Genomic DNA, 26,450 nt, shown 5'->3' with positions numbered 1-26,450 from the left:
TATCACTCATTTTCGAATTATTGTCTGTTATTTTGTTGTACTTGTGTATTTACTGTTGCAGCATTGGTTTCAGAATTACTTTTTTTACCAAAATAAGCTTCATACACTTTTTTAGCAATTTTAGCAGCATAATCTGATGGCGATCCATCTTTAAAGTATGGTGCTACTACAGACACAACAATTTCAGGATTATCATACGGAGCGTATGAAATGAATGTTGAGTTTTCTACAGCCTCATTCTTATAAGCAGGATTTGGCCCAGAATAGAATGCTTCTGTAGTCCCTGTTTTACCAGCCACTTCAGGAGAGTAATTTTTGAAAGTAGAAGCAGATGTTCCGTTCTCCCCATGAGTAACACGGTATAACCCTTCTTTAATATGATCTAGAATTTTCTTTTCGACTTGAAGGGTATTCATAATTTTGGTTGGAATGACATCTTCAAGATTCCCAATTCCACCTTTAGGGCTCGTTTCATGAATTTCTTTCACTAAACGAGGAGCAATACGTGTTCCTCCATTGGCAATGGTCGACATATATTGAGCTAATTGAAGCGGTGTATATAAGTCAAACTGACCGAACGCAAAGTCAAGTGCAGAAAAGGCATCGGCTGTTCCACCATTATATCCTTTTCCTTCATTTGGAAGATCAATTCCGGTTCTTACACCCAAACCAAACTGAGCATAATACTCACGTAATTTATCAAATAGGCTTAAATTGATATTCAATTTTCCACCCTTCACGTATTCTGCTTGTCCGCCCATTTTCATCGCTAATTTAATCATATATACGTTTGAAGAGCGTTCCAATGCATCTAAATCTGTTAATTCAATTTGTCCATTGCGATTAAACCATGAACTCTTCGGTTTAGAAGCTTCAAATTCAATCGGTTCATCGACTATTTTATTATCTTCAAGCGTCAATGCTCCATCCATATAACCCGATAGAACCGTCGCTGGTTTAACTACTGACCCCATTCCAAATGAGTTGTTAATCGCTCCTAAAGCATCGTCTTCCACTCCATTGGATTGGAAATTCCCATCAAATTTCTTTTTCTTACCCGTAATTCCTAGAACGTCTCCATTCTTTGGATTCATTACCACGATATACACACGATCAGCAGCCGGATCCGTCATTTCTTCAACAGAAGTTTTAGCAATTTCTTCTATTTTTTTCTGGAACTCAGTATCAATGGTTAATACTAAATTGGAACCTGCTTTCCCTGGATAAGTTTCGTTATTTTTGATGACTTGACCTTTTGTATTCGTTTGAGATTGAACGACAGTCTTAGAACCACTTAAAACATTCTCATACTGTTCTTCTAAATAACTCGTTCCGACACGATCATTGAGTGAATAGCCTTGAGCAAGTAATGATTTTACTTTTGAAGAAGGTAGCCCTGTTTTTTCAGAGGAAACCGTTCCAAGGATTGTTTTTAACATATCCCCCATTGGATACTCACGGTCCCAATCAGAATCAATATCCACGCCACGAAGCTCGCCTAATCGTTCACTGATTTTTGCGACTTCTTGTTCGGTTACTCCTTCATTTTTGAGCGTAACAGTTGAAAGAGAATAAGCACTATTCATCTTTGTGAAAATAGCAATCACTTGTTTTTCAGCTTCACTATAGTTTAACTCATCTGAAGGAATATGAGCTAATTGCATCTCATACGTTTGACTTGAAGAGAGGTTTTCTTTTGAAATTTGTTTCTTTTCTTCAGCCGTCAGTAATCCATCTAACTTGTCAGGATTTAAAGCTACCCAATAATCTTTCAAATCACGCTCTTTTAATTCAGAAGTATCGACTGAAATCAATGAGGTTAATTTTTTGGCGATTTCTAACATTTTTGAGGCTTTCGCATCTGCAGGTCTTGTATAGTTAATCGATAATTTAGGCTTGTTCCCTACTAAAACTCGACCTTGGCTATCATAGATAGATCCTCGTGGAACAGCTTTTTTGGAAGTGGTTGTTTCAGTTCGTTGAACGAGAGCAACAAATTCATCCCCTTTAACCAATTGAACATATGCCAAACGGCTAATCAACGCAATAAATGAAAAGAATACTATTAAAAATAATAAATTTAAACGAAATGGAATATGTGATTTTTTCTTTTTGTTTTTCGATTTTCTTTTATTCAACATAATAAACTCCATGCATATTCTAGTAACTCATAACAGTATACCATAAATTCCCTTTTGAACTATATAAAAAGGGGTTAATAAAATACTAAGATTTTGGTCTTCTCACCAAATTTTTCGTGCAGCAAATCTAAGAACGTGCTATGCTATCATTGAATACAACTAAGGAGGTCCCTATGAAATCTAAAAGCAATTGGAATAAAAGAAAATACTATAGCCTTAGTATTTTAATCCCCGTATTCCTTCTACTTTTTATATTTATTCTTTTTTCAATGACTCCTTTTGGAAATCGTACCTGGCTGACCGTCGATTTGGGTCAACAATACGTCGATTTCTTTGCTTATTATCAGGATACTCTATTACACCATCCTGAACAGTTTTTTTACAGCTTTTCCAAATCCATTGGTGGAGAAATGGTAAGCTTATGGTCTTATTATTTATTTAGTCCTTTTAACTTGATATTTCTCATGATTCCAAAATCATACATTACAATGGGAGTTTCACTTTTGATTTTCTTGAAACTCATTTTTTGCACGGTCAGCTTTGCCTATTTTTTAGATAAGAAATTTGGGGGAAGAAATATGAATGCACTCCTATTTTCACTCTCTTATGGATTTATGAGTTATCTTTCCGTCAACCAACTCAATATTATGTGGCTAGATGCCTTGATTGGTCTTCCACTTATTTTATTAGGGGTCGACTCGCTTATCAACAATAAAAATCCAATTCGTTATATTCTTCCTTTGGCAATCACCGTTTTGGCCAATTATTATACAGGATATATGATTTGCCTCTTTTTAGTGTTTTATTTTCCTTATGCTTACTTGCTTCAAAAAGGAAGGTTTCAATGGAAGGATTTTCTTAAAACGGGAGCTCGTTTTGCTCTATACAGTATATTAGCGATTGGGCTCATTATGATTATTCTATTGCCAAGTGCATATAGTTTACTTGGAAGTAAAGGTGCAGCAAAGCAAAGCCTCTGGTCTATGAAGTCTGAATATAATCCTTTGTTAATACTATCGAAATTATTTATCGGTAGTTTTGACTTTCAACAAATGCCTAAAGGATACCCAAATATTTTTGTTGGAAGCTTGGCACTCTTTTCCTTTTTTAACTATTTTACTCATAAGAAAATTAGACTCGCTGAAAAAATTACCGCCTTACTCATTACTCTCTTCTTCTTATTGAGTTTTAATATCGATTTCTTAGATCGAATTTGGCATGCTGGTCAACTTCCGAATTGGTATCCTTACCGTTTCTCATTTTTGTTTAGTTTCTGGATTGTTTACATCGGGTATCAACAAACATTGAAGTCCTCAAAGATTTCGATGTTTGAAGCTTTTACATTTTTCTTTTTTATGCTTAGCATCAGTATTGGTTTTATCCTTTATCCCCAATCCTACCTTCAATCTTGGCAAATCGTTCTAGGGTTTGGAATTTCAATGGGCATCCTCTACGGACTAATCGCTCAAACGAGAGCCCACATGCGTTCTCGTAGGTTATGGATTAGTTTAGTTCTCATTGAACTTGTGTTGAATAGTGGAATTAACTTAGCTAGACTGGGATATGTGATGAATTCAGAATTCACTAACTATCAAGCCTCTTTAGAGCTTTGGAGCCAATCTCTATCGGCGCCTGACAACACGTTCTTTAGAAGTGAAAAAACAATTGCGCGTTCAAAAAACGATAGTCTTCAAGTCCCTACTTACGGTATCTCTCATTTTTCATCTACCTTTGAAAAAGAAAGTGAACGTTTCTTTGAAGCTATCGGAGTTCGGCAAGGAGTTGCCTTTGTTAGTTATAGTAATGGAACTTTATTAACGGATGCCCTCCTTGCGATTAAAACAACTTTTATCGCAAATGATCAGGCTTCTTATAATCATCGATGGGAAAGAAAAGATTTAGAAACGATGGAGGTTATACAGCGATTTGAAGAAGGTACTGTTGTTCAAAATGACAATGTTCTTTCTATTGCTTATCCAATGAAACCCATATTAAAAGCGATGAAAGTCCCCGTCAATCAGCCGGTTGTCATGCAAAACCAATTATCCAATGCTCTTTCAGGAACCCATTCACCAAAGGATATTTTCACGAGAATTCCTTCTCAAATGGCTTACAGTAATATTAAAGGTCGCCCTTTCGCTCACCAAACGATACAGTTGGAAAATAGTGAAGAAAAAGGGAGCATTACATTAACCTTCACTCCAGAAACCGATGATCCTATCTATTTAGAATTAGCGGGAAATATGGAAGAAGATAGTTTCACGATGACCCTAAATGGAAAAGAGTATTTCTTTTATCCTGTTGAATCAAGACCCGTTCTTTTAAGTATTGCTTCCAAGAAAAAAGGAATTCCTCAAACGATAGAGTTCACGATTCAAAAAGATCAATTTTCATTTACAAGATTGAATCTTTATTCCTTAAATGAAACATTATTACAAGATAGAATTCAACAAACGAAAGCTCAAGAATTAAAAATAGATACCTTCTCCTCTACCCATTTTTCTGGAACGATGACGGTAGAAGAAGAAAGTACTGTTTTAACGACGATTCCATATTCAATTGGATGGATGGTTCGTGTAGATGGTCAACCTGTAGAAACTTATAAAATCCTCGATTCTCTTCTTGGATTTAGTATTTCCCCAGGAAAACATTCTGTCGAATATCATTACACGACTCCTTATCTGATTGAAGGTTCGATGATTAGCTTTGCTTCTATCGTATTTATTATTCTTATTTTGTTAAACAGACGCAAAAAGACCGATGCCTCATAGGAGACATCGGTCTTCGTTTTTATAGATTATTTAGCAGCTTCGAAACGACGAGCTACTTCATCCCAGTTTACAACATTCCAGAATGCTGAAATGTAGTCTGGACGACGGTTTTGGTAGTTTAAGTAGTATGCATGTTCCCATACATCTAAGCCTAGTAATGGAGTTTTACCTTCTGATAGTGGGCTATCTTGGTTTGGAGTAGAAACGACTTCTAATTTTCCGTTAGAAAGGACTAACCAAGCCCAACCTGAACCAAAGCGAGTTGCTGCTGCTTGAGCAAACACTTTTTTGAATTCGTCGAAGCTTCCGAACGCTTCATTGATAGCTGCTAATAAAGCACCTTCTGGAGCTTTTGCACCATCAAGAGATAATTGAGTCCAGAATAAGCTGTGGTTTGCATGTCCACCACCATTGTTGCGAACAGCTACACGGATATCTTCTGGAACAGCGTTTAAATCGTTAATTAATTCTTCAACTGTTTTGTCAAATAACTCAGGGTGTTTTTCTACCGCTGCGTTTAAATTTGTAACATATGCATTGTGATGTTTGTCATGGTGAATCTCCATTGTACGTGCATCAAAATGTGGTTCTAATGCGTCAAATGCGTATTCTAATTTTGGTAATTCGTAAGTCATTACTAGATTCCTCCTAATTTTTAAATACAGTTTTGAAAACTGTTTCTTTCTTTAGTTATCATACCATCCCCTAAACACGATAGGCAAAAATTATGCCCACTCTCCCAATTCCAGCTTTAATCTTCAATTTATGGTATAATAATCCCGCTACATAGAGAAAGAAAAGAGATGAAAACATGAAATTTACAGATTACGCATTACAGCCTTATTTGCAAAAAGCCTTGGCTGACTTAAAATTTACACAACCAACACCTATTCAAGAACGCATCATCCCTCTTTTATTAAAAGGAGAATCTGTGATTGGTCAATCTCAAACGGGTAGTGGAAAGAGCCATAGTTTCCTATTACCACTCATCAACAAAATTGACCCTAGCCGTCAAGAATTACAATTAGTGATTACAGTTCCGAGTCGTGAACTCGCAGAACAATTAACCGCTGTTGCAGCCCAACTCATTACCTTTAGTGATACAGAAATTTTATTAGAAAAATGTATAGGTGGTACAGATAAAAAACGCCAAGTGGCAAAACTCACTCAAACGCAACCACATATCGTGATTGGGACACCAGGTCGTATTTTCGACTTAATGCAAGAGAATGCCCTCTTCGTTCAAACGGTCCAAATGATGGTCGTAGATGAAGCGGATATGACATTTGACTTAGGATTCTTAGAAACCGTCGATGAGATCGCATCTCGTATGCCAGAAAACTTACAAATGTCCGTTTTCTCTGCAACAATTCCAGATAAGATTAAACCATTCTTGAAGAAATACTTGGGCAATCCAAAGGTGATTCAAATCGAGAATACACAACTCGTTTCACCAACGATTAAAAACCAATTGCTTGTGACAAAGGCTCAAAATCCAATGGATGTTCTTCGTCAATTACTGGTGATGGGTCACCCTTACCTCGTGCTTATTTTCGTAAATACGAAGCAAAAAGCAGATGAAGTGACAAAAGACCTCCGCAATCATAACTTCAAAGTAGCAACGATTCACGGAGATATTCCTTCAAGAGAACGTCGCCGTGTGATGAAACAAATTCAACAAATGGATTATCAATTCGTAGTGGCAACCGACCTTGCTGCACGTGGGATTGATATCGAAGGTGTTTCTCACGTAATTAACTTAGAAATTCCTAGCGAATTAGAATTCTTCATTCACCGTGTGGGTCGTACAGGACGTAATGGTCTTGAAGGAACAGCCATCACCTTCTACACACCAGATCAAGAACAGGCCATCCAAACATTAGAAGGAAAAGGCATTTCTTTTGAAACGGTTGAATTAAAAAATGGCGAGCTTGTCGAAAGTTATGACCGCTCTCGTCGCGAGAAACGTAAAAACACGCAATCAAAAGACTTGGATCCACGCCTCAAAGGGATGATTAAGAAGGCGAAGAAAAAAGTAAAACCTGGCTATAAGAAAAAACTCGGGCAGGAAATCCGTCAAAAACAGCGCAGACAAAATCGTACAAAAAATAAATAGTACAGATTACTTTCCTTACTATCAGATTACTTCGAATCCTTTCGGATTTTTCTATAATCGCTGTAATGGGGTACCGGTTCGAGCCTAAGGTCTCTCACCTTCAAAGCTTCAAAAAGGGAGTAAGGAATCCATTCCTAACTCCCTTTAATTCACTTTTGATACTATCCCCCACTACTGCGATTATAGAATCCGAATGATTCTTCGTAATCTATTCTTCAGTCTCTGCTATTTATTTTATAGATTTTATCAAAAGAAAACCACCTAGAAACTAAAATTAGTTTCTAGGTGGTTTTTAAGTTACTGTTTCTTTTTACTTTCTATATCAATAAATTCTTTCATTCCGAGAAGCCAGTTAAAAGTTGTTGTTACTAATAAGTAATAGAAAATACTGATTCCTCCTCCAACTCCTAAAATGGCAATCAAACTATACAAAACAGCTGGAAGAAAGGCTGCTGCCATCGTTAATTGCTTCGAAACGGAGGTTGGCATTTGAATCCAAGCCCCCATAAATAAAGCTGCAAACAATCGAACAATAAAGCCTACAATAATCAATATTACGTATAATAATAAGCTGTTGTATACAAACATGAATAACATGACACCCAATAATACCATCCACAGATTCGCATTAAACTCTTGGATATACTGATGAATCATCTCTTTGTTTAACTCACCAATATCACTATAAGAAATTTTTGCTGAATTTAAGACTGTATCTAAGGCCATATGATCTTGTAGAAATGCAATAGTTGGAATTCCTTGGTTAGATTCCGCACTAACATCATTATCTGTAGATTTTCCAGTTGGATCAAACAACACATTAAAGGCGTCCGAACGATACAAGAAACCAGATTGTTGATCCGCAACTAATTTTCCATCCTTTACTGAAAGTTCAGGAAATTTTTGTTCTACTACTTTTATATTCTCCGCAATTTTTCCAATAAATTCATTTGCTCGAAGAAAATTCGGAATGGAAATGATAAGGACCAACAAGAAAAAAATTCCTTTTATCTTTTTCAATGGATTTTGTAAAATAGTCCAAATTTTATTAGGTTTTAATAAACTAAGTCGAATAAATTCTTTAATCGTCATGTGCGCCTCCTATATAGAAAACAGTTTACAGAAAAAAAGCAGCCATTTCAAGAAAACAAGGTTGAGCGAAGGAATTGCTTCTATGACTATTCCTAAAAATCCTTACGGATTTCTTTTTATAGTAGCGGTAACGTTACACCGGTTCGAGCCATTCTGTCTCTCACCTTCGAAGATTCAAACGCGGAGTACGGGATTTATCCCTACTCCGCATAATTCACTTTCGATGTTCTTCACGTTACTGCTACTATAAGAAATCCACGTTTTTTTAGGAATTCCTTTAGAAGCTTTTCTTCGCTTTTGAAGATGGGAATAATTGTGCTTTCTACACTTTTTATAGAACAAAAAAAGACTAGGGAATCCCTAGTCTTCATTTTATGCTATTAATCTCTTTCAACCCACTTACGACCTTCACGCTCTAACAGTTCAAAGCTGACTTTTGGTCCTTTGCTTCCAGCAGCATAATTTGGAAACTCTTCAGCAATTTCGCTGTCCCAAGTTTGTCGAATCGTATCTACATATTTCCAAGAAGCCGCAACTTCTTCCCAGTGAGTGAAGTTTGTCATATCGCCTTCAATACAGTCTAAAATTAAACGTTCATAGGCTTCTGGACTTCTTAGCGAGAATGTTTCATCAAAGATTTTTTCTAAATGACTCGTTTGCAGTGCAATGGTATTTCCGACTGCTTTCGAATTAATCACAAAACAGAATCCCTCACGAGGAGTGATGTGAATGGAAATACGGTTTGAAGGACATCCTTCTACTCCACAGAATAATGGAGAACTTGCTTCTTTAAATACAACATCGATTATGGTTTCTTTGGAATTCAAGCTCTTCCCTGTACGAACATAGAAAGGAACCCCTTGCCAACGTTCATTATCAATTAATACTTTTCCTGCAACAAATGTTTCCATATTCGAATCATCTGCTACATTTGCATCTTCTCGATACCCCGGTTTCAATCCATCTTCGGAAGGTCCATATTGCCCGCGGACAAAGTTTTCCTTCACTTCTTCGGGAGTATATGGTCGAAGTTGCTCTAACACCTTAATTTTATTTTTACGAATGTCTCCAAATGAAACGGGTGGTTCCATCGCTACTAGAGCAAGGATTTGTAAAATATGGTTTTGAACCATATCACGAAGTGCACCACTAGTATCGTAATACCCGCCACGCTCTTCTACACTGACTTGCTCCAACAATGAAATTTGGACATGGTCAATATTTTCTTTATTCCATAATGCCTCAAAAACTCGATTTGCAAATCGAACCGCTGAAATATTTTGAATCATTTCTTTTCCTAAATAATGATCGATTCGATAAATTTGATTTTCATCAAACGATTGACGAAGTTGATGATTCAACTCTTGAGCTGATGCAAAATCTTTTCCGAATGGTTTTTCAATAATTAAGCGATTATAACCATTTGGTGTTAATAATTGCTCTGCTTTTAAGTGCTCTGTAATAGTCCCAAAGAAATTTGGAGCCATCGCAAGATAAAAAACACGGTTCCCATTGATTTGATAAGTTTCATCTAATCTTTCAGAAAGTTCTTTTAAAACGACATAATGATGAGTATCATTCACATTATGTGGTTGATAGTAAAAATGCGATAAGAATTCATTTAATTCTTCCTCACTCTTTACTAAAGATTGTACAGACTGTTTTACGACATCTCTAAAATAGTTATCAGTCCACTCTCTACGTGCTGTCCCAATAACAGCAAAATGATTTTTAATAAATCCTTTTTGGAATAAACGGAAAATTGCAGGATAAAGTTTACGATGAGCTAAATCACCAGTTGCTCCAAACAATGTAATAAGTACATGTTGTTCGCTCATGAATTGTCCTCCTTGAATCAATATGCAAGCTTATGGCCTGCTTAACGTTAAATACTACTTTTCTAGTTTAAGTTATAAGAATAGAAAAGTAAACTATAAAACGCCCTTCCTCTCAGAAAGGGCGTTTTGTTTAAAAAATATCTTGAACTCTACGAATTGTTTTATCATCTCGAATAATCGGAATGGTAATTTTTTCCTTCGTGGTTGTTTCTTGAGACGTTGGTTCTGCCGTCGTTTCTTCAACAGTTGTAGGTTCAACAGTTGTTGGTTCAACAGTTGTTGGTTCTTGGGTTGTAGGCACTTCAGTCGTTGGAACAACAGTGGTTTCTTTAGTCGTCGTTTCTACTGTTGTCTCAACTGTAGTCGTCGTTTCCACGCCTTGTATCCATCTTCCTTTATGATCTACTTTATATCCATCCGGAGTTTCTCCATCACGAATCATTTTCCCAGATTCTTGGAAATAATGATAATATCCTTCAATCCATTTCCATCCGGTTTGCATCTCACCTGCAGTATTGAAGTAATAATACTCATTGGCTACTTCTTGAAGACCTGTTACCATTCTTCCTTCTGGAGCTTGTAGATAATACCACTTACCAGATTCTTGGAACCAGCCAGTCTTTTGGGCACCACTTTCTTGATAATAATGATATGCTCCATCATGCCATTTCCAACCAGTTTGCATTTCACCTGCATTATTGAAGTAGTACTTAGCCTCTTTAATTTCATGCATTCCAACAGCCATACTTCCATCTTTTGGAGTTAAATAGTACCATTTACCCGATTCTTGGAGCCATCCTGTCTTTTGAGAACCACTTTCTTGATAGTAACGATATGCTCCATCATGCCATTTCCATCCGGTTTGCATTTCACCTGCGTTATTGAAATAATAAGTAAGACCATATACTTTAGCAGTTCCTACAGCCATTTCGCCATTTTCTGGAGTTAAATAATACCACTTACCAGATTCTTCGTACCATCCTGTCTTTTGAGAGCCATTTTCTTCATAAAAATGATACGCTCCATTATGCCATTTCCAACCAGTTTGCATAATTCCTTTAGAATCAAAGTAATATGTTTTACCATTTACAATTCTTGTCCCTTTGACAATCTGATTATTTTCATCAAAGTAATACCATTTTGAATCGTGTTGCTTCCAAGAGGACGGTTTGATATTTTTTTCTTTTAAAGCTCCGCTCTCTTCAAAGAACATTGCTTCCTTATTCACCGTCTTCCAACCAGTCTGCATTTTTCCATTCTCATCGAATAAATAAGTCTTGCCATTAATTTGCGACAACTTATCATTTTCTCTTGATCCACTTGGATTTAGATAGTACCAATCATCCCCTAGTTGGAGCCAACCAGCTTTGGCCATCTTCCCATCTTTATGCAAGTAATACCAATAATCATCAGATAATTGCCACTTTTCTGTTTGTAGATGTCCTTTTCCATCAAAGAAATAACTTTCATTATCAATCGTATGCCATCCAATGGCCTTTTCTCCTGAATCTAATTGATACATACGGAAACCATCTTTTACATACCATTTTGTTTCAACCGTTGGAATTTGAGGGAATTGATTGGAAACATCTGTAAATCCAGCTTGGTTGATGTCATAAACAGTTGCATCATATTGTTTACTTGTAGCTTTTACAATTTTTGTTCCTCGATCTTCTAACCATTTTTTCGTAGAAGGAACATTAATATCTTGTCCAGTTGTTTGAACAACTAAACTTGGTTTTAAATTTTCTAAGAAGTTAATAGAATTGGATTTAGTAGATTCCGAATGATGATTCCATTTCATCAAATCCACTTTCCCAATTTGTGGTCCTAATTGGTCTTCTGCACCTTCTGCATTATCCAAATCTCCACCTAAATAGATTTTTTGCCCATTCACGGTAATGACTGCGACAATTGAGTTTGAATTATCATCATAGACTCGTTTTAGATTTCCATTATTGTCATATTCATTCTTATAATTATAAAGTTGGATATCCATATCCCCTAATTTAAAGTGACTATCTTTTTCAGAAATATCTTGAATAATCTTAACATTTTTATTTTTGGCTGCTTTTAGGGCATTGTCATAATTGAATAGATTATCCCATAGTCTAGTAGAATCTGTTAATCTATTATCACTGTATCGTTTTAAATATAGTTTTTCGACAGAATAGTGATTCAATACTTCATCTACTCCCCCAATATGATCACTATGCACATGGGTACCTAGAACAAAGTCTAATTTATTCACTCCAACATTTTTCAGATGACGGAGGACCCTATCCTCCAGCACTTTATAATTTTGAGTTGTATTTCCTTTACGAATAGGATACAGCGGATTCGTTCCATCAGGAAAATCAAAATCTTCTCCTGTATCAATAAGGGCAAAGTGCCCATTACTTTCTAATAAAATTGCATCGCTTCCTGAATTCCCTTTTGTATTAATGAAATGAATTCTATTCACGGAATGTTCATCTGCGTATACATTTTTCATGTTCAAGGATAGCAAACATGCAAGCCCTAGTAACACACTTACTCTTTTTTTCATTTTATTCCTCCCATTGTTGAACAAAGCTTAATCTTTACATTTTCTCAACAAGTAAATTGTATCACAAAAAAAGTTCACTGTTAATAACAGTGAACTTCATTTATTTATTAAAAAAATCATACAATGCTTTATTGGTTTCAATCCAGGATTTCCAGCCTGGATGAATTCCATCATGCATATAATCTTGTTCATATTCTTTAGAAGATAAATCCCAAGCAGAAGCTCCGTAAGATTCAATAATAGATTTCATCTTTGAATAATATTTTTCTCTAGTTTCTTTATTTAGCCCTAGATGATCATACCATTTTCCATTTACAGGAAACAGCACTACTTTAGTTTCAATGCCAAGCTCCTTAGCAATCTGTAGAAATAACTTGAAGTCATCAAACTCCGCTGCATTCTCAAAATTGACATTCTTCTTAGAATCTTTTACCTTACTTACTTTGCCTGCATAATATTTTTTATAAGTAGTATCATCCATGTCAAAAGGATTATCTTGAGTATTTTTTTCAGCATCCTTAACGGCATTATCCTCAAGTTTTGCCCAATCAATATCTGCTGCTTTTTCAGACTTAACCCCTTTTGGTCCAAAAGATTTTTTGTTTTTTGCAAAACCGGATTTCAAGATCTGATTGTACTGCATTAAATCTACTTGCATAATCCATTCGTCTCCTGGAAGAGGTTCTTTATCCACTAGCACTCGTTTGTAACGTTCAAATGTCTCTTTTAAAGATTTGTTTTCGCTACTCAAACTGATAATGCGATCAATCAATTTTGTCTTTGTATCCAGACTCAGCTTTTCATTTGTTAAAGCACCATAAACCGCTTCTTTAGAAACTTTGCTCGCAAAGGCTTTGCGGTTCTGATCATTTTCTTCAAACCATTGCATAGACTCAACAATCGCAATTTTTTTCTTTGGAATGGAATCTCCTAGAGCTCCCATCATTGCTGCATGGATAATATTTTGATAATTCCCACTTCCAATTTGCATAATATGAAAATCTTCTGTATTGAATACTTTATTAAAACTATATTCTTTATGATTTGTAATTTCTAATTCGGATGAACCGAATAATACAAGCGTATTTTTATCCAAATTTTCTTTAATAATATCAACGCTTTTGTATTTTTCCTGACTAATCCCATATCTAATAGAATTATCTGTTACCTTATAATAGCTATTAATATAAGGAATATAGAAAAATAGAAAAGCTACCACTGAAATAATCGATAGCACGATTGCAATACAAAAAGCTTTTATCCTAACCAAATGATTCTCCCCATTCAAAAATAATTTTCACCCAATTTTACCATCTTTTAGAAAGATATCTAGTAAAATCGGGTGAAATTTTAATCTTTTTTATGAACTTACAATCGGTAATTTCACTTTAAAAACTGTTCCCTGATCCAAATGGGACGTTAAGCTGATACTTCCGTTATATCCTTCTATCAGTTCTTTTGCTATTGAGAGACCCAATCCATTCCCCCCACGTTCTCTTGAACGGGCTTTATCAACTCGATAGAATCTTGAGAACACTTTCTTTTTATCTTCTTCACTTAACCCCATCCCAAAATCTTGGATTCCAATTTCCACTTGATCCGCTACCGTTGATAAGCTAACGATAATTTCTTTACGATTCGTTGAATATTTGACCGCATTATCCAACAAAATGATAATGACTTGTTCAAAATGATTTCTATAGATAGGCGACAATAGGTCAGCCTTCGAATCAATATCGAAGACAAACGTAAAGTCTGGATACAATACTTTAAAATTAGACACTATTTGGGTTAAAGTATCCACCACTTCTGCAGTCGCATCTTTATACTGCTCTCTTACTTGAGGAGCTCTAGACAAATCGAGCATCTCTTGAACAAGAGTTTTCATACGTTTTATTTCTGCTAATGAGGCTTCTAAAGACTCTTCAAGTACCTCTGGATCATCTTTTCCCCATCGATTCAGCAGTTTAAGGTGTCCTTCGACAATTGCTACAGGCGTTCGTAACTCATGAGAAACATCTTCCACAAAATGTTTTTGCTGAGATATATAAAAACTAATTTTATCTAGTAATTCATTAAACTGTTGAGAAACTACTGCAAATTCATCATTTTTCTTAGGAATAATCAGACGCTTACTATCAATATTATCTTCGTTAATGGACGCTATAATATCATGAATCTGTTCGATAGGTTTCGAAATGAGTCTAGAGATGAAATAAGCCAACCCAATAGCTACCAAAGCTTCCATAATCAACAATTGGATATATAATTTCTGCAACTGTTTTTTCATTTCTGTTAATTTTGCCATTCGATTAATAATTTGCAAATGACCAATTAGCAAACGATTCGTTCTCGATAAAATCGGCATTGTTACTTGAATGCTTTCTTCTCCGGTTGATAAAGGAACGAATTTGGTTTCTAGCGTACTAGATACTTGTAAAGGATCTTGCCATTGTTGTGTTTGGAAGATTAGTTCCCTACTTGTATCAAATACACGAATGTTTAATTCCTCATTCATTGGATAAAAGCTACTGTTCTTTTTATAGATGCCGTTTTGTCCTTGCTCATACTGCTCCGCTTCATTTAAGATAGAAACAATATCCGCAGCCGTTAAATTTTCTGACTTCCTTGAAAGTAAGTCGGTAACTACTTGAGCATAAACAATTGTCTGATTTTTTTCGTTTTCACGTAAAGTCATAATTTGACCATGAATAAGAATTGTCGTTAATATCCCCAGCAAGGCAAAAATGGTGGCCGAAATAACCCACCACCATTTTTTTGCTACTGATTTATGTTGACTATTTGAGTTCATCATCTTTTCCTCAACTTCTCATTACATAACCCGTACCACGGACTGTTTGAATATAACTTTCCTTTCCAGGGACATCAATTTTATTACGGATATATCGAACATAAACGTCAATAACATTCGTCTCAACTTCATTTTTATATCCCCAGACTTTTTTCAGTAAGATTTCCCGTGATAAAACAATATCAATATTTTCCATCAATAAAAGAAGGAGTTCATACTCTTTTTTAGTTAAGTCAATGACTTCTCCAGCTCTTCGTACTACGCGATTTTCAACTTCAATCACTAAGTCACGATACTCTACTTTTGTTTGTTTAATATTACGAGATTGTTCTTCCATCTGCAAGCGTCTAAACAAGGCACGTAATCTAGCCAATATTTCTTCGATTTCAAATGGTTTTACCACATAGTCATCTGCCCCTTGATCTAGTCCAACTACTCTATCCATCACAGAGTCACGTGCAGTCATAATGATGACTGGTGTTTGTTTGACTTGTCGTAGTCTGCGAACAACTTCTAATCCATTCATTTCTGGTAACATTAAATCTAATAAAATAGCATCCCAAGACTCATCTATTGCGGTTTGTAATCCCGTTCTTCCGTCAGAACAAACTTTAGTTTCATATCCTTCGTGCTGCAACTCTAATTCTACAAAGCGACTTAGATTTTTTTCATCTTCAATAATTAAAATACGTTGATTTCCTTGCATATTTAAACTCCCTTCCATTATTCTCCCTAATAGAATTATCATACCATATTCATAAGTTTCTTAACAGAATTTAATGAATTTTTTCTATATGATAAAAAAAAAAGAATTAAACGATTAAATCGTTTAATTCTTTTCACTAGAAAATTACTGAGCTTTCACTTCTTCAGTTGTAATTTGGATTTGAGTTGTCTCTTGTGTAGCGGGTTCTGTGTTTTCTCTTGGTGCTTCTTGAGAAGTAGTCGTTACCGTTGTGGTAGTTGTCGTAGTTGTAGTTTCCACCGCAACTCTCCAAACACCATCTTTATCAACTCGATACCCATCTGGTGTTAACTGATCTTTTAACAATGCTCCTGATTGTTCAAAATAATACCAATTATTTTGAATGAATTTCCAGCCAGTTTGCATCACACCTGATTTTTCAAAGTAATAATCTGATTTATAAACCGTATAGAAGCCTGTCACCATTCTTCCATCTTCATCTAAATAATACCAATGATTGTATTCTTGATACCAACCTTTCAACATAGCTCCACTATCTTTAAAGTAATGGTAAATTCCATTGATAAGTTTCCAACCGGTTTGCATCACGCCAGACTCTGCAAAATAATAGAACTCTCCACTAATGCGTTTCAATCCAGTTTCCATACCACCTGATTGATTTAGATAATACCAGTTACCACTAATTTGTTTCCAACCGGTTTGCATATATCCTTCTTTACTGAAGTAATACCAAACATTATTATTTTTTTGCCAGCCAGTGAGCATCTCACCTGAAGAATTAAATAGATACCACGTACCATCTAAATATTGCCAATCTGTTACCATTGCTCCAGAATCTTTTAAATAATACCAGTTAGAGCCGATTTGTTTCCAGCCCGTTTGCATATATCCATTACTACTGAAATAGTACCAAATATTATTGATTTGTCTCCAACCAGTCTGCATTACTCCATTACTATTGAAATAATACCAAGTACCGCTGATTTGTTTCCAGCCAGTAACTCGAACATTTTTTTCGTAGTAATACCAATTGCCACCCACTTGTTCCCAATAAGTGGCTTTTACTTTATTCAAAGGCGTTCCATCTGCTCTACGGGAACGATATTGTCCCTTTGATTTTACAATTTCACATGCAGTTCCGTCTTTATCTCGGTCAAGATGATCCGCATACCCGTCTTCGCCAACTGAAATGTCTCCATATCCTGCAGCCCATGCTTCAGAACAGTTTCTAAAGTGAATCTCATTCGCACTTACTGAATCATTTAACGGAACTACTCCCACTACTAAAAACGTAATCAAACACAAAAATACTTTTCTTAATTTCATTTCCATTCTCCCTCCTAATAGATACGTTTATTATAGATGAAAACGATATCGTAATCAACTGGTAGTTACCAATTTCGAAACAAGTCTCCACTTGCTTCCTAAAATAAAAAACCAGTCTGTAAAGACTGGTTTTACAATTATTGTTCAATTTCTTTTTCTTGTGCCCATTCGAAGTGGAATGTTCCTGGTTTGTCTACACGGTTGTACGTATGTGCACCGAAGTAGTCACGTTGTGCTTGAATTAAGTTTGCAGGTAATGTTTCTGAACGATATGAATCATAGTAAGCTAATGCACTTGAGAATGTTGGTACTGGGATACCAGCACGAACAGCCGTTACAACAACATCACGAACTGCATCTTGGTAGGATTCAGTCACATATAAGAAATATTTATCTAATAATAGGTTCTTCAATTGAGGATCACGTTCGAACGCATCTGTAATCTTTTGTAAGAATTGTGCGCGGATGATACATCCTGCACGGAAGATTTTCGCGATTTCGCCGTAGTTTAAGTCCCAATCGAACTCTTCACTAGCTACACGCATTTGAGCGAATCCTTGCGCGTAACTCATAATTTTAGAGAAGTATAATCCTTTACGAACTTGTTCGATTAAAGCTTGACGTTCTGAATTTGTTAATTCAGGAATCTTAGTTGCTGCTAATTCTTTACTTGCTGCCACACGTTCTTCTTTCAATGTAGAAACGAAACGTGCAAATACAGATTCCGTAATCAATGGAAGTGGCACCCCTAAGTCTAATGCGCTTTGTGAAGCCCATTTGCCAGTACCTTTGTTTCCAGCAGTATCCATGATTACGTCAACCATTGGACGACCTGTTTCAGGATCTTTCTTTGTTAAAATGTCCGCTGTGATTTCGATTAAGTAGCTATCTAATTCGCCTTGATTCCATTCTTGGAAGACTTCAGCGCATTCTTCTACAGATAATCCACCAACACGACGTAAGATATCGTAACTTTCAGCGATTAATTGCATGTCCCCATATTCGATTCCGTTGTGAACCATTTTTACGTAGTGACCTGCTCCGTTTGGTCCAATGTAAGTGACACATGGAGCGCCATCGTCTGCTTTAGCAGAGATTTCTTCTAAGATTGGTGCTACTAAGTCATAAGCATCTTTTTGTCCACCAGGCATGATTGAAGGTCCTTTTAGGGCTCCTTCTTCCCCACCAGATACACCAGTACCGATGAAGTTAATTCCTGAGTTTGCTAGTTCTTCATTACGGCGCATTGTATCTCTGAAGAATGTATTTCCTCCATCGATTAAAATATCACCTTTATCTAGATGTGGAAGTAAACTTTGAATGGTCTTATCAGTAGCTTCCCCAGCTTTTACCATTAATAAGATTCTTCTTGGTTTTTCTAAAGATTGTACAAATTCTTCTACAGTGTATGTTGGTACTAATTTTTTATCAGGATGTAGTGCAACAACCTCATCTGTTTTAGATGATGAACGGTTGAAAATTGAAACACTATATCCACGGCTTTCAATATTTAACGCTAAGTTACGTCCCATTACGGCCATACCAACGACACCAATTTGTTGTTTTGACATGAATCTTCCTCCAATTTGTTTTATTTTCCATTCTTATGTTAACAAAAATCGTTAATATTTGAAAGATTTTTGGCCGCTTTTCTTTCCTTCTGTTTTCATTTCAATCATTTTCAATTTTATAAAGGTAGTTTAAGCATTTAAGACTAGTAATTCACTCTAGTTTACGGTAAACTATTACAGAAGCTAGAAAAAAGGAGCGATTGTGTTGGCAAAGAAAAAACGTAATCTTTCAACCGTTGAAAAAATTACACGTGTGGTTGCTGTATTAATGTTAATCGGAACCCTTGGGGCTATTGTTCTACAAGTAGCATTAACCATCTTGAATTATAAATAGAAAAAGGTCCGGCAGGTAATTCCTGCCGGACCTTTTTATTTGTCTTTAGTTTCTAACTGAGGCAAATACCCATTATTTAAATAGCTGATCGATAAATGTAAAACTAATCCCAAGATTGAAAAACCATACATTGTTGCACTAATAAACATATTGGTCACACCTAGGATGATTAATCCAATCAAGATAAACTCTATAATTAGGTTTTGGCTATTCGTCTTTAATTCATTCACGATCGTTTTGATAATAGGTTTTCCTACATACCAGAAGAATGCCAGTAGGGCAATGAATCCACTATAGAATAAAATCTCTAAATATCCGTTATGGACCCTATAGCTCTTTTTAACAATATAGCTATCTGGATCAATTTCTTTTGCAATTTTTTCCCAATTCCCAGAAGTATATCCAAAAATCGGTCTTTTCACTGAGAATCTAATAGCATCCTGCCAAATTGAAAAACGGTTATTTGAAATGTTTTTCGCATCGGTATCATTTCGTTGCAATGTTGCTAAAACTTTATAATTCCCGGTATTTTTATGTTCTTGATTAATCTTAGTAATAACCTGTGTATTGGCCTTTAGAATCACCTGAGAGCCTTGGTAAACTAAATGATATGATCCAAAAGTAATTAAACCAAACATTATTACATTTAGAACTTGTTTTTTTCGATCTTTCTTACAGATTGCAACGATAAAAATATATACAAATACTGCAGAAATAATAATTAAAGCCGTTCTAGAACCAGAAAGGACAATATAAGTAAAGTTACAGAATATTGCTAAATAAAGAAGGACTTTTAAAGGTCTAGAAACTTTATTTTGTAAATACCCTAAATATGTAATGGTTAATAGTGAAACCACAGATTGAATATTAGGATCTGTAAATACCCCAAACAGACGAGAATCGATAAATCCTTGTCGAAACACGTTCCCTTTATAGGATTCAATAATATAACCATCAAAGGTCACAAATTGGAATAGAGAAGCGATAACCGCCCCTGTAGATAACACTGCTAGAACACCACCAACACTTAATAAAGTTTGATTGGCTTGTTCTTTAGTAATAAAACTAATAAATGGATAGATTGAAAAGAAATATACGAAAAACACGATTAAGTCTTTTACATTATCAATATATCCGTACTTCATATTCACCACTAATGAAATGATGATAACAACAAATAACACTATTAGAGGTCGAATTCCTCTGGTTTTAGTCAAAGCTTTCTTCACAACAATATTATAAAGTCCGAAAAGAGCTCCTAATCCACTTAATAAAATTGTTACATAACTATTAGCATTGAAAAAATTTAGTGGAACAATAATACTCGTCATCATATATAAAGTGAAGAATAATAGATAGGATATTCCAAATTTAAAATAGTTTTGCTCGAAAAAGTCTAAAATTTTCATAATCAGTTTGTATAACCTTGTATACTTTTACCTCCTTAAAGTTTAATTACTTTTTTAATATCGCCTGAAATAATAGCAAATAATGCGTAATAGACGACACAGCCTACAATTACCAATCCAGTATTTAACATAAAGCCTTTCGTTAAATTATATTCAAATGGAATGAAATAATCAACGGCTAATTTAATTGCAATAAAAGGTAAGGAAGCAATTGTATATCGTATAAAATTATTTTTTATCTTTCGAATATCATATAAAGAACGATCTCGAATAAATTTAACTTCTAAAAATAATACGATAACTTCCGCGAACACAGTCGTTAAAATATAATATTCTGGATTTTCTATACCGAAAATATATAACGCACTATTAAAAATCAAATTGAAGAATCCACCGACAAAATAAATTCTTGTTAAACTCAACTCATGTCCTTTTAGGAAAATAATCTGATTTGCAAAAATCGTATCTAAAGTCCATGATAAAATTCGAATCGAACAAATAATCATAGTCGGTACAGCTAATATATATTTCGGTCCTGCGTACAAGAATATAATGGATTGACTAACACAGGCTAATCCCATAGAAATTGGAATCACTAGGAATAGAAAAAGTCTACTTGTCTTTAACTGTAAATCATTAAATTTTTCAAACTGTTCTTCGGCATTATACTTAGCCAGTCTCGGAATACTAACAATAATAATAGAAACTACTACACCCGTAATCATCATCGATAAATTAAGCGATATCGTATAATAACTGATGTAAAGATTATTTTTTACTGAAGAAAGGAATAATCGGTCCAAAATCGTATATAACATATTCGCATTTGCAAGTAGTAGCATTGAAAACAAAGGCTTAAATACTTTTACTAATTCTTTTAATGGAATGCGAACTAATTTCACTTTCCTACGAATGTAAATATAACTTGTAAAATAATTTAAGAAGTTTGCTACTGTCATGATCATTGCATAAGGAATGATGTCGTCACTATTTTTTACGAATACGAAGATGGAAACTAACATGAATACACGAACAAATAGCGTCTTATACAAAATAAAATTGTAGCTTTCGAACGCTTCTGCCATCCATTCAACATATAGGAACTGTACAATAATTTGGAAAATAAAAATCCCGTATAATAGCATGTTATTAGGATTCGCAAACCAAATATACAGAATATAAACCAATGTAACTACGATTGAACTCAATGTACTAGCATAAAATAAAAGAGAAAAATTATGAGATGCTTTAGCCTTATTTTCTCTTACTCCACTAACCAGACGAATCCCATAGTTGTAAACCCCAAATCCAGCAAAAGGAATGAACCAAGCTGCTAATGAATTTACTTTATTAAATTCTCCAAATAATTCTGGATCCAGAATTCTTGTTAAATAGGGACCTGTTAATAATGGAAAAATAATATTTAGTATCCTCACTAAAGTACTCGCTATCGCATTCACTTTAATGTTATTTTTACTCATTGAACACTCTCTTTCGTTTTAAATCAATTCTACTTTTGCTTCTTTACCGTCTACAGGAACATAGATTTTATTTTGACGCCAATCATAGTTGGTATTTGGAATCAAATAATCCTCACCATAATAAGCTTTCAAATAATCTACTGCATTTGTTGGCGCATAAGTTTTTGCTTCCATAAAAGTGACTTCTTTAAGGTCTTCCATAGGTAGTTCATAATAAAAAGCTTCAACATTGACAGGTTTATTTAATGCATTCATTCCGTACCAAATCATGGTCGTAGAAATCACATTATCGTCTACTCGGTCAAACAAAATTATATCAACATTTAACCCATTATAGGAAAACGAAATTTCTTTCACTTGATTTTGATAGATTAATTTACGATTCAATACAAAATTTCTTTTTGATAAAAACTCAATAATGGTTTCTAATTCATTCGAGTCTTTGGGACTCATCATTGCAAAATCCATATCGATATCGTGAGCTAAAATAGCCCCTTCTCTTTCATAACCTAGTAAAGTTCCAGCTTCAATCCAATTTTTGTGTCCTAACTGACGATTCACTTCTTCAAACTCTTTCAAAATTTGGTGAGCATTTTCTTTCAATAAGAGTTGACGGTCTCCATCAATCTTCTTATTTGCTAAATCATTTAAGTTTTTAATAATAGGCAACTTTAAAATTTTCTCTTTGTGGTTCCCTAATAAATGAGCCATTGTTGATTTTAGCCATTTTAACATCTTATGTTTACTCCCTAAACTCTTTTAATAATTATTTTGTATAGATTCTTATGAATCAATAGTAATAAGAATGATAATTTCCGCTTATTATTGAATAAAGAATTTCCTAAAATAAATTTCTTATACTTCTTCAAATTTTGAATTAATTGAGCTTCTAAAGCACTGTCTTTGTACGCTTCATCTTTTAAAAGACGATCTAAAACGTAGAAATAAGCCCAACAGATACGAGTATCTGCTTGATATTGTAAATTAGGATATTTTTCTGCAACTATTTTTGCATTCTTTTCATAGGCTTCTATCACATTTAAAAATTTCGGAGTGAATTTTTGTGTAGTAATACTGTTTTCACGATGCATATAATAATACTTATGAACTTCTGTAGCTGCAATTTTTTGACATCTACTTAAAAGATCCACCATTAGAAATGCATCTTCCGCAATTTTTCCTTTTTCAAATCGGATTTGATTAAATAAACTCTTCTTATACAGTTTATTTACTGCAGTTACTGAAAATATCTTTGCCTCAAGAACCATCTTAATGGCTTCTTCACTTGTCATTAAGTAAGGCTCATTCTTTGATTCATCTTTTAGAACTTGATCGTTATAAACATCATATAATCGACAGAAAGAAATCTCCGCATCATATTTTAAAAGATTTGAGAGTAAGACTTCATACATATCTTCATCAACATAGTCATCACTATCCACAAATCCAACGAAATCAGCAGTCGCTTTATCAACACCGTAGTTTCTGGCATCGGACAACCCACCATTATCTTTATGGTGGACGATAATTCGTGAATCACGTTTCGCAATTTCATCACAAATCTTTCCGCTATTGTCGGTAGAACCATCATTAATTAAAAGAATCTCAATATTTTTATAGGATTGATTCATTAAAGATTCTACACATCGTTCTAAGTACTTCTCAACGTTATAAACAGGAACGATAATACTAATTTTTGGTTCCATAATACTCCCCTTTATATTTTTCATATCCATTCTCTAAATCAACAAATACAGCATCATGATGTGCAACTTGTTTTTCAACAGGAGGAGGTGTCATATAATCTCCAAATGCTGTTTTTAGATAAGCGTCATATCCAACAGGAATTGGCATCTCTGTTTGTTCAAACGGTAGGAACAATGCCGATTCAAAACTTTCAATTGGATATTTATTTTTCATATAACCAGGGCCTGCACACAACTCTGTAATCCCGTCACTTTCTTCACGAGTATACTTTGTCATCTCGCGCTCAGCCTTGCTCCAAATCTTATAGCGTAATGAACTTGTTGGGAATAATCCTAATAGGAATAAACTTCCCCATTTCATCAAACCACCATGTTTTTCTGGAATCGTTTGTGCACGGAATAATGAATAAATCAGTGCCCATCTCACTTGTTTCTTACGTTCTGATTCTGATTTTGGATAATAATCTAATGGAAGGATATCAATCGCTAAACCATGCGGAATCTCTAAATCTTGTTGATATGGTTTCACACAAGTCGTTTCTTTATCTCGAATCGTTACGAATAAATTACGGTCTAAGTAATGTTCGTCACTGTTTGACATCACATAACGCGCGTCCGCTTCTTTAGGCCACAATTCAATGAGTTTTTCATAGTCTTTTCGTGGCATAAAGAAATCTAAATCATCATCCCAAGGGATAAATCCTTTATGGCGAAGTGCTCCAATGGCCCCACCACCGCATAAATAACATAATAATTCATGTTGTTTGCAAAATGACACAAAGTATTCTGCCATTTCTAAACATTTCTCCTGTAATGGTTCCATATGTTCCCCACTTTCTTAAATATCCCATTTTGCCACTGTTTTAAATGGCGTTAATTTATCTTCCTCGAAGAAATGATAAATATCTTTCATTTCTTGAATTGGATTGGATTCAAAAATAATTAGATTTAAACGTGCATGTACTTTTGGATCAGACATGAATTGAACAGCTTCTTCAAAATCTTTACGACCAGAACGAGAACTTCCGACCCATGTCAATCCTTTTTCAAGAATATCTCGTGTATTTAGAGGAACTTCAAACTCGCTAACCCCCATCATTACAACTGCTCCTTGAGGTTGAATATGTCTGATAATTTCGCGATAAGCATCTTGTGTTCCACTTCCACCAACGCATTCAATCGCATGGTCGAAGGTAAAATCTTCGGGAAGATTGCTCACATCATATACTTCATCCACAAATGAGAATAAACGTAATTTTTCTGGATCTTTCCCTACTACAATAATTGTTGATTCAGGGAATTTTGCTTTTGCAATCGTTGCTACGACATACGCTAAACTTCCAGAACCCCAAACCACAATACGATTACGACGACTATGGGCTACTTTATCAAAACGACGAAGTCCATGAACTCCCACTGATACGAATTCAGAAATGGCAGCAACTTTATCTGGAACCTCTTCATATTTCACAACGCGGTCGATTGGAATCGTCACAAATTCGCGCATGAATCCATCGTGACCACTCGAACGGAAGTATGTTCCATTCACATAGTTTTCGTAAAATTCAGTATTATGATCAAAGTCACGTGGTGGTTGGTTTGGAATCATCACCACATGATCTCCTGGCTTATAGGTTCCTGTTGGGTCCGCAACAACGATTCCACAACATTCATGAATCAATGCCATCGGTAATTTTTTTTGAAGAATTTTAGCAGGTCTTGTCCCTTGAAAATACCGTTGATCTGCATGACATAAGGCTAAGTAATTCGGTCTTACGACTACAGTATCTTTTTCATAAAAAGATACATCTTCATATTTAATTGAGAAAAACGATGGGCGAATGAGTTGATACACTCGATTAATCATTTTAAATCTCCCCTAACATCGCTTGCGCAATTTTTAAATCCGTAACGGTCGTAATCTTGATATTTGAGTATTCACCTTCGACAAGAGCTACTTTTACATCATTAACTACGAATACTTTACAAGCGTCCGTTAAAATTTCTTTGACATCATCTGCCAAACTATCATACAAATCAGTGAAGGCTTGAATTTTAAATGTTTGAGGAGTTTGACCTTGATACATATGAGTTCTGTTTGGAATGGAAGAGATCACTTTACCATCAACGGATTCCACAATGGTATCATTTGCCATTACTACCGTATCCGCAACATCGTAGTTTTTCATTGCCTCGATATTGTCCACAATCATGCGGTATGAAACAAACGGACGAACCGCATCATGTGTAATCAGTACATCTTCACTAGAAAACGAGCTGCTATTCTTAATATCTGAAATAATACTTAAAATACTATCATTTCGATTTCCCCCGCCACTCACCACGCGGATTTTGTCTTTATTTGTCAAAATGTGTTTGTCCAATAAATCATTGAAGTAGCTCACCCAGTTTGGATGAACAGCCACATAGACAACATCTACATCTGGAACAAACAAGAATTTTTCAACTGTATGAATAATAATTGGTTTGTTTCCTAATGGTAAAAATTGTTTTGGCATTTCTTGGATTCCCATACGAGTTCCGGTACCACCGGCTAAAATCCCTGCATAAATCATTTTCTACACCTCTTATTTTCCTA

At 35.0% G+C, this 26,450-nt stretch carries 20 protein-coding genes; 3 read left to right on the top strand and 17 right to left on the bottom strand.

Translation table 11 applies throughout. The annotated features are described in order from the left end of the window. Positions 1-17 precede the first annotated feature (17 nt). Complete coding sequence (locus HMPREF3103_RS05625) at positions 18-2,141, bottom strand: peptidoglycan D,D-transpeptidase FtsI family protein (RefSeq protein ID WP_246826961.1); 2,124 nt, start codon at positions 2,139-2,141, stop codon at positions 18-20. Between the two features lie 140 nt (positions 2,142-2,281). Here HMPREF3103_RS05625 and HMPREF3103_RS05620 point away from each other — a divergent pair, with 140 nt between their 5' ends. Further along, positions 2,282-4,912, top strand: coding sequence for a YfhO family protein (locus HMPREF3103_RS05620; RefSeq protein WP_083278745.1), 2,631 nt, complete (start codon positions 2,282-2,284; stop codon positions 4,910-4,912). 26 nt (positions 4,913-4,938) lie between these two features. Here the strand turns inward: HMPREF3103_RS05620 and HMPREF3103_RS05615 are convergent, their stop codons facing one another. Beyond that, entirely contained in the window at positions 4,939-5,547 is a 609-nt protein-coding gene (locus tag HMPREF3103_RS05615; protein WP_070438099.1) for a superoxide dismutase, read from the bottom strand. Positions 5,548-5,723: 176 nt separating this feature from the next. Here HMPREF3103_RS05615 and HMPREF3103_RS05610 point away from each other — a divergent pair, with 176 nt between their 5' ends. Continuing rightward, a complete protein-coding gene (locus tag HMPREF3103_RS05610; protein ID WP_070438095.1) occupies positions 5,724-7,028 on the top strand; it encodes a DEAD/DEAH box helicase in 1,305 nt (434 codons plus the stop codon). Positions 7,029-7,325: 297 nt separating this feature from the next. Here the strand turns inward: HMPREF3103_RS05610 and HMPREF3103_RS05605 are convergent, their stop codons facing one another. From HMPREF3103_RS05605 to gndA, 8 genes are all read right to left on the bottom strand, one after another. Further along, complete coding sequence (locus tag HMPREF3103_RS05605; RefSeq protein WP_005606788.1) at positions 7,326-8,120, bottom strand: DUF1189 family protein; 795 nt, start codon at positions 8,118-8,120, stop codon at positions 7,326-7,328. Positions 8,121-8,500: 380 nt separating this feature from the next. Further along, on the bottom strand, positions 8,501-9,958 hold the full coding sequence (gene zwf / locus HMPREF3103_RS05600) for a glucose-6-phosphate dehydrogenase (RefSeq protein ID WP_070438092.1): 1,458 nt from the start codon (positions 9,956-9,958) through the stop codon (positions 8,501-8,503). A gap of 130 nt (positions 9,959-10,088) precedes the next feature. Further along, positions 10,089-12,506, bottom strand: coding sequence for an MBL fold metallo-hydrolase (locus HMPREF3103_RS05595; RefSeq protein WP_070438089.1), 2,418 nt, complete (start codon positions 12,504-12,506; stop codon positions 10,089-10,091). A gap of 100 nt (positions 12,507-12,606) precedes the next feature. Continuing rightward, the gene (dltD, locus tag HMPREF3103_RS05590; protein WP_083278744.1) at positions 12,607-13,794 is read right to left on the bottom strand and encodes a D-alanyl-lipoteichoic acid biosynthesis protein DltD; all 1,188 of its coding nucleotides are present in this window, start codon (positions 13,792-13,794) and stop codon (positions 12,607-12,609) included. Between the two features lie 72 nt (positions 13,795-13,866). After that, on the bottom strand, positions 13,867-15,321 hold the full coding sequence (locus HMPREF3103_RS05585; RefSeq protein WP_070438083.1) for a sensor histidine kinase: 1,455 nt from the start codon (positions 15,319-15,321) through the stop codon (positions 13,867-13,869). Positions 15,322-15,328: 7 nt separating this feature from the next. Continuing rightward, positions 15,329-16,024, bottom strand: coding sequence for a response regulator transcription factor (locus HMPREF3103_RS05580; protein ID WP_039849162.1), 696 nt, complete (start codon positions 16,022-16,024; stop codon positions 15,329-15,331). A gap of 144 nt (positions 16,025-16,168) precedes the next feature. Next, a complete protein-coding gene (locus HMPREF3103_RS05575) occupies positions 16,169-17,356 on the bottom strand; it encodes an excalibur calcium-binding domain-containing protein (protein WP_070438080.1) in 1,188 nt (395 codons plus the stop codon). A 131-nt stretch (positions 17,357-17,487) separates the two neighbouring features. Beyond that, entirely contained in the window at positions 17,488-18,921 is a 1,434-nt protein-coding gene (gene gndA, locus HMPREF3103_RS05570) for an NADP-dependent phosphogluconate dehydrogenase (protein WP_070438077.1), read from the bottom strand. Between the two features lie 205 nt (positions 18,922-19,126). On the opposite strand from gndA, the gene HMPREF3103_RS09400 reads away from it, so the two are divergent. Continuing rightward, complete coding sequence (locus HMPREF3103_RS09400; protein ID WP_160313167.1) at positions 19,127-19,255, top strand: DUF4044 domain-containing protein; 129 nt, start codon at positions 19,127-19,129, stop codon at positions 19,253-19,255. Between the two features lie 35 nt (positions 19,256-19,290). Here the strand turns inward: HMPREF3103_RS09400 and HMPREF3103_RS05565 are convergent, their stop codons facing one another. Genes HMPREF3103_RS05565 through HMPREF3103_RS05535 form a run of 7 tightly spaced genes read right to left on the bottom strand, consistent with a single transcriptional unit; the run spans position 19,291 to position 26,427 of the window. Continuing rightward, positions 19,291-20,664 (bottom strand): O-antigen ligase family protein, encoded by a 1,374-nt coding sequence (locus HMPREF3103_RS05565; protein WP_070438074.1) that lies wholly within the window; start codon positions 20,662-20,664, stop codon positions 19,291-19,293. A 35-nt stretch (positions 20,665-20,699) separates the two neighbouring features. After that, entirely contained in the window at positions 20,700-22,145 is a 1,446-nt protein-coding gene (locus HMPREF3103_RS05560) for an oligosaccharide flippase family protein (RefSeq protein ID WP_005606802.1), read from the bottom strand. Positions 22,146-22,163: 18 nt separating this feature from the next. Continuing rightward, on the bottom strand, positions 22,164-22,880 hold the full coding sequence (locus HMPREF3103_RS05555; protein ID WP_070438071.1) for a hypothetical protein: 717 nt from the start codon (positions 22,878-22,880) through the stop codon (positions 22,164-22,166). Positions 22,881-22,894: 14 nt separating this feature from the next. After that, on the bottom strand, positions 22,895-23,851 hold the full coding sequence (locus HMPREF3103_RS05550; RefSeq protein WP_070438068.1) for a glycosyltransferase family 2 protein: 957 nt from the start codon (positions 23,849-23,851) through the stop codon (positions 22,895-22,897). Continuing rightward, entirely contained in the window at positions 23,835-24,674 is an 840-nt protein-coding gene (locus tag HMPREF3103_RS05545) for a LicD family protein (protein WP_070438065.1), read from the bottom strand. Before HMPREF3103_RS05545 ends, HMPREF3103_RS05550 begins: the two co-directional genes overlap by 17 nt. A gap of 15 nt (positions 24,675-24,689) precedes the next feature. After that, complete coding sequence (locus HMPREF3103_RS05540; RefSeq protein WP_070438062.1) at positions 24,690-25,718, bottom strand: alcohol dehydrogenase catalytic domain-containing protein; 1,029 nt, start codon at positions 25,716-25,718, stop codon at positions 24,690-24,692. A 1-nt stretch (position 25,719) separates the two neighbouring features. Next, positions 25,720-26,427 (bottom strand): IspD/TarI family cytidylyltransferase, encoded by a 708-nt coding sequence (locus HMPREF3103_RS05535; RefSeq protein WP_070438059.1) that lies wholly within the window; start codon positions 26,425-26,427, stop codon positions 25,720-25,722. Positions 26,428-26,450: the final 23 nt, after the last annotated feature.

The sequence above is a fragment of the Granulicatella sp. HMSC30F09 genome, assembly GCF_001806915.1.
Classification (GTDB): domain Bacteria; phylum Bacillota; class Bacilli; order Lactobacillales; family Aerococcaceae; genus Granulicatella; species Granulicatella adiacens.
Note: the sequence above shows the minus strand (reverse complement) of the source record. Positions and strands in the feature narration are given on the sequence as shown.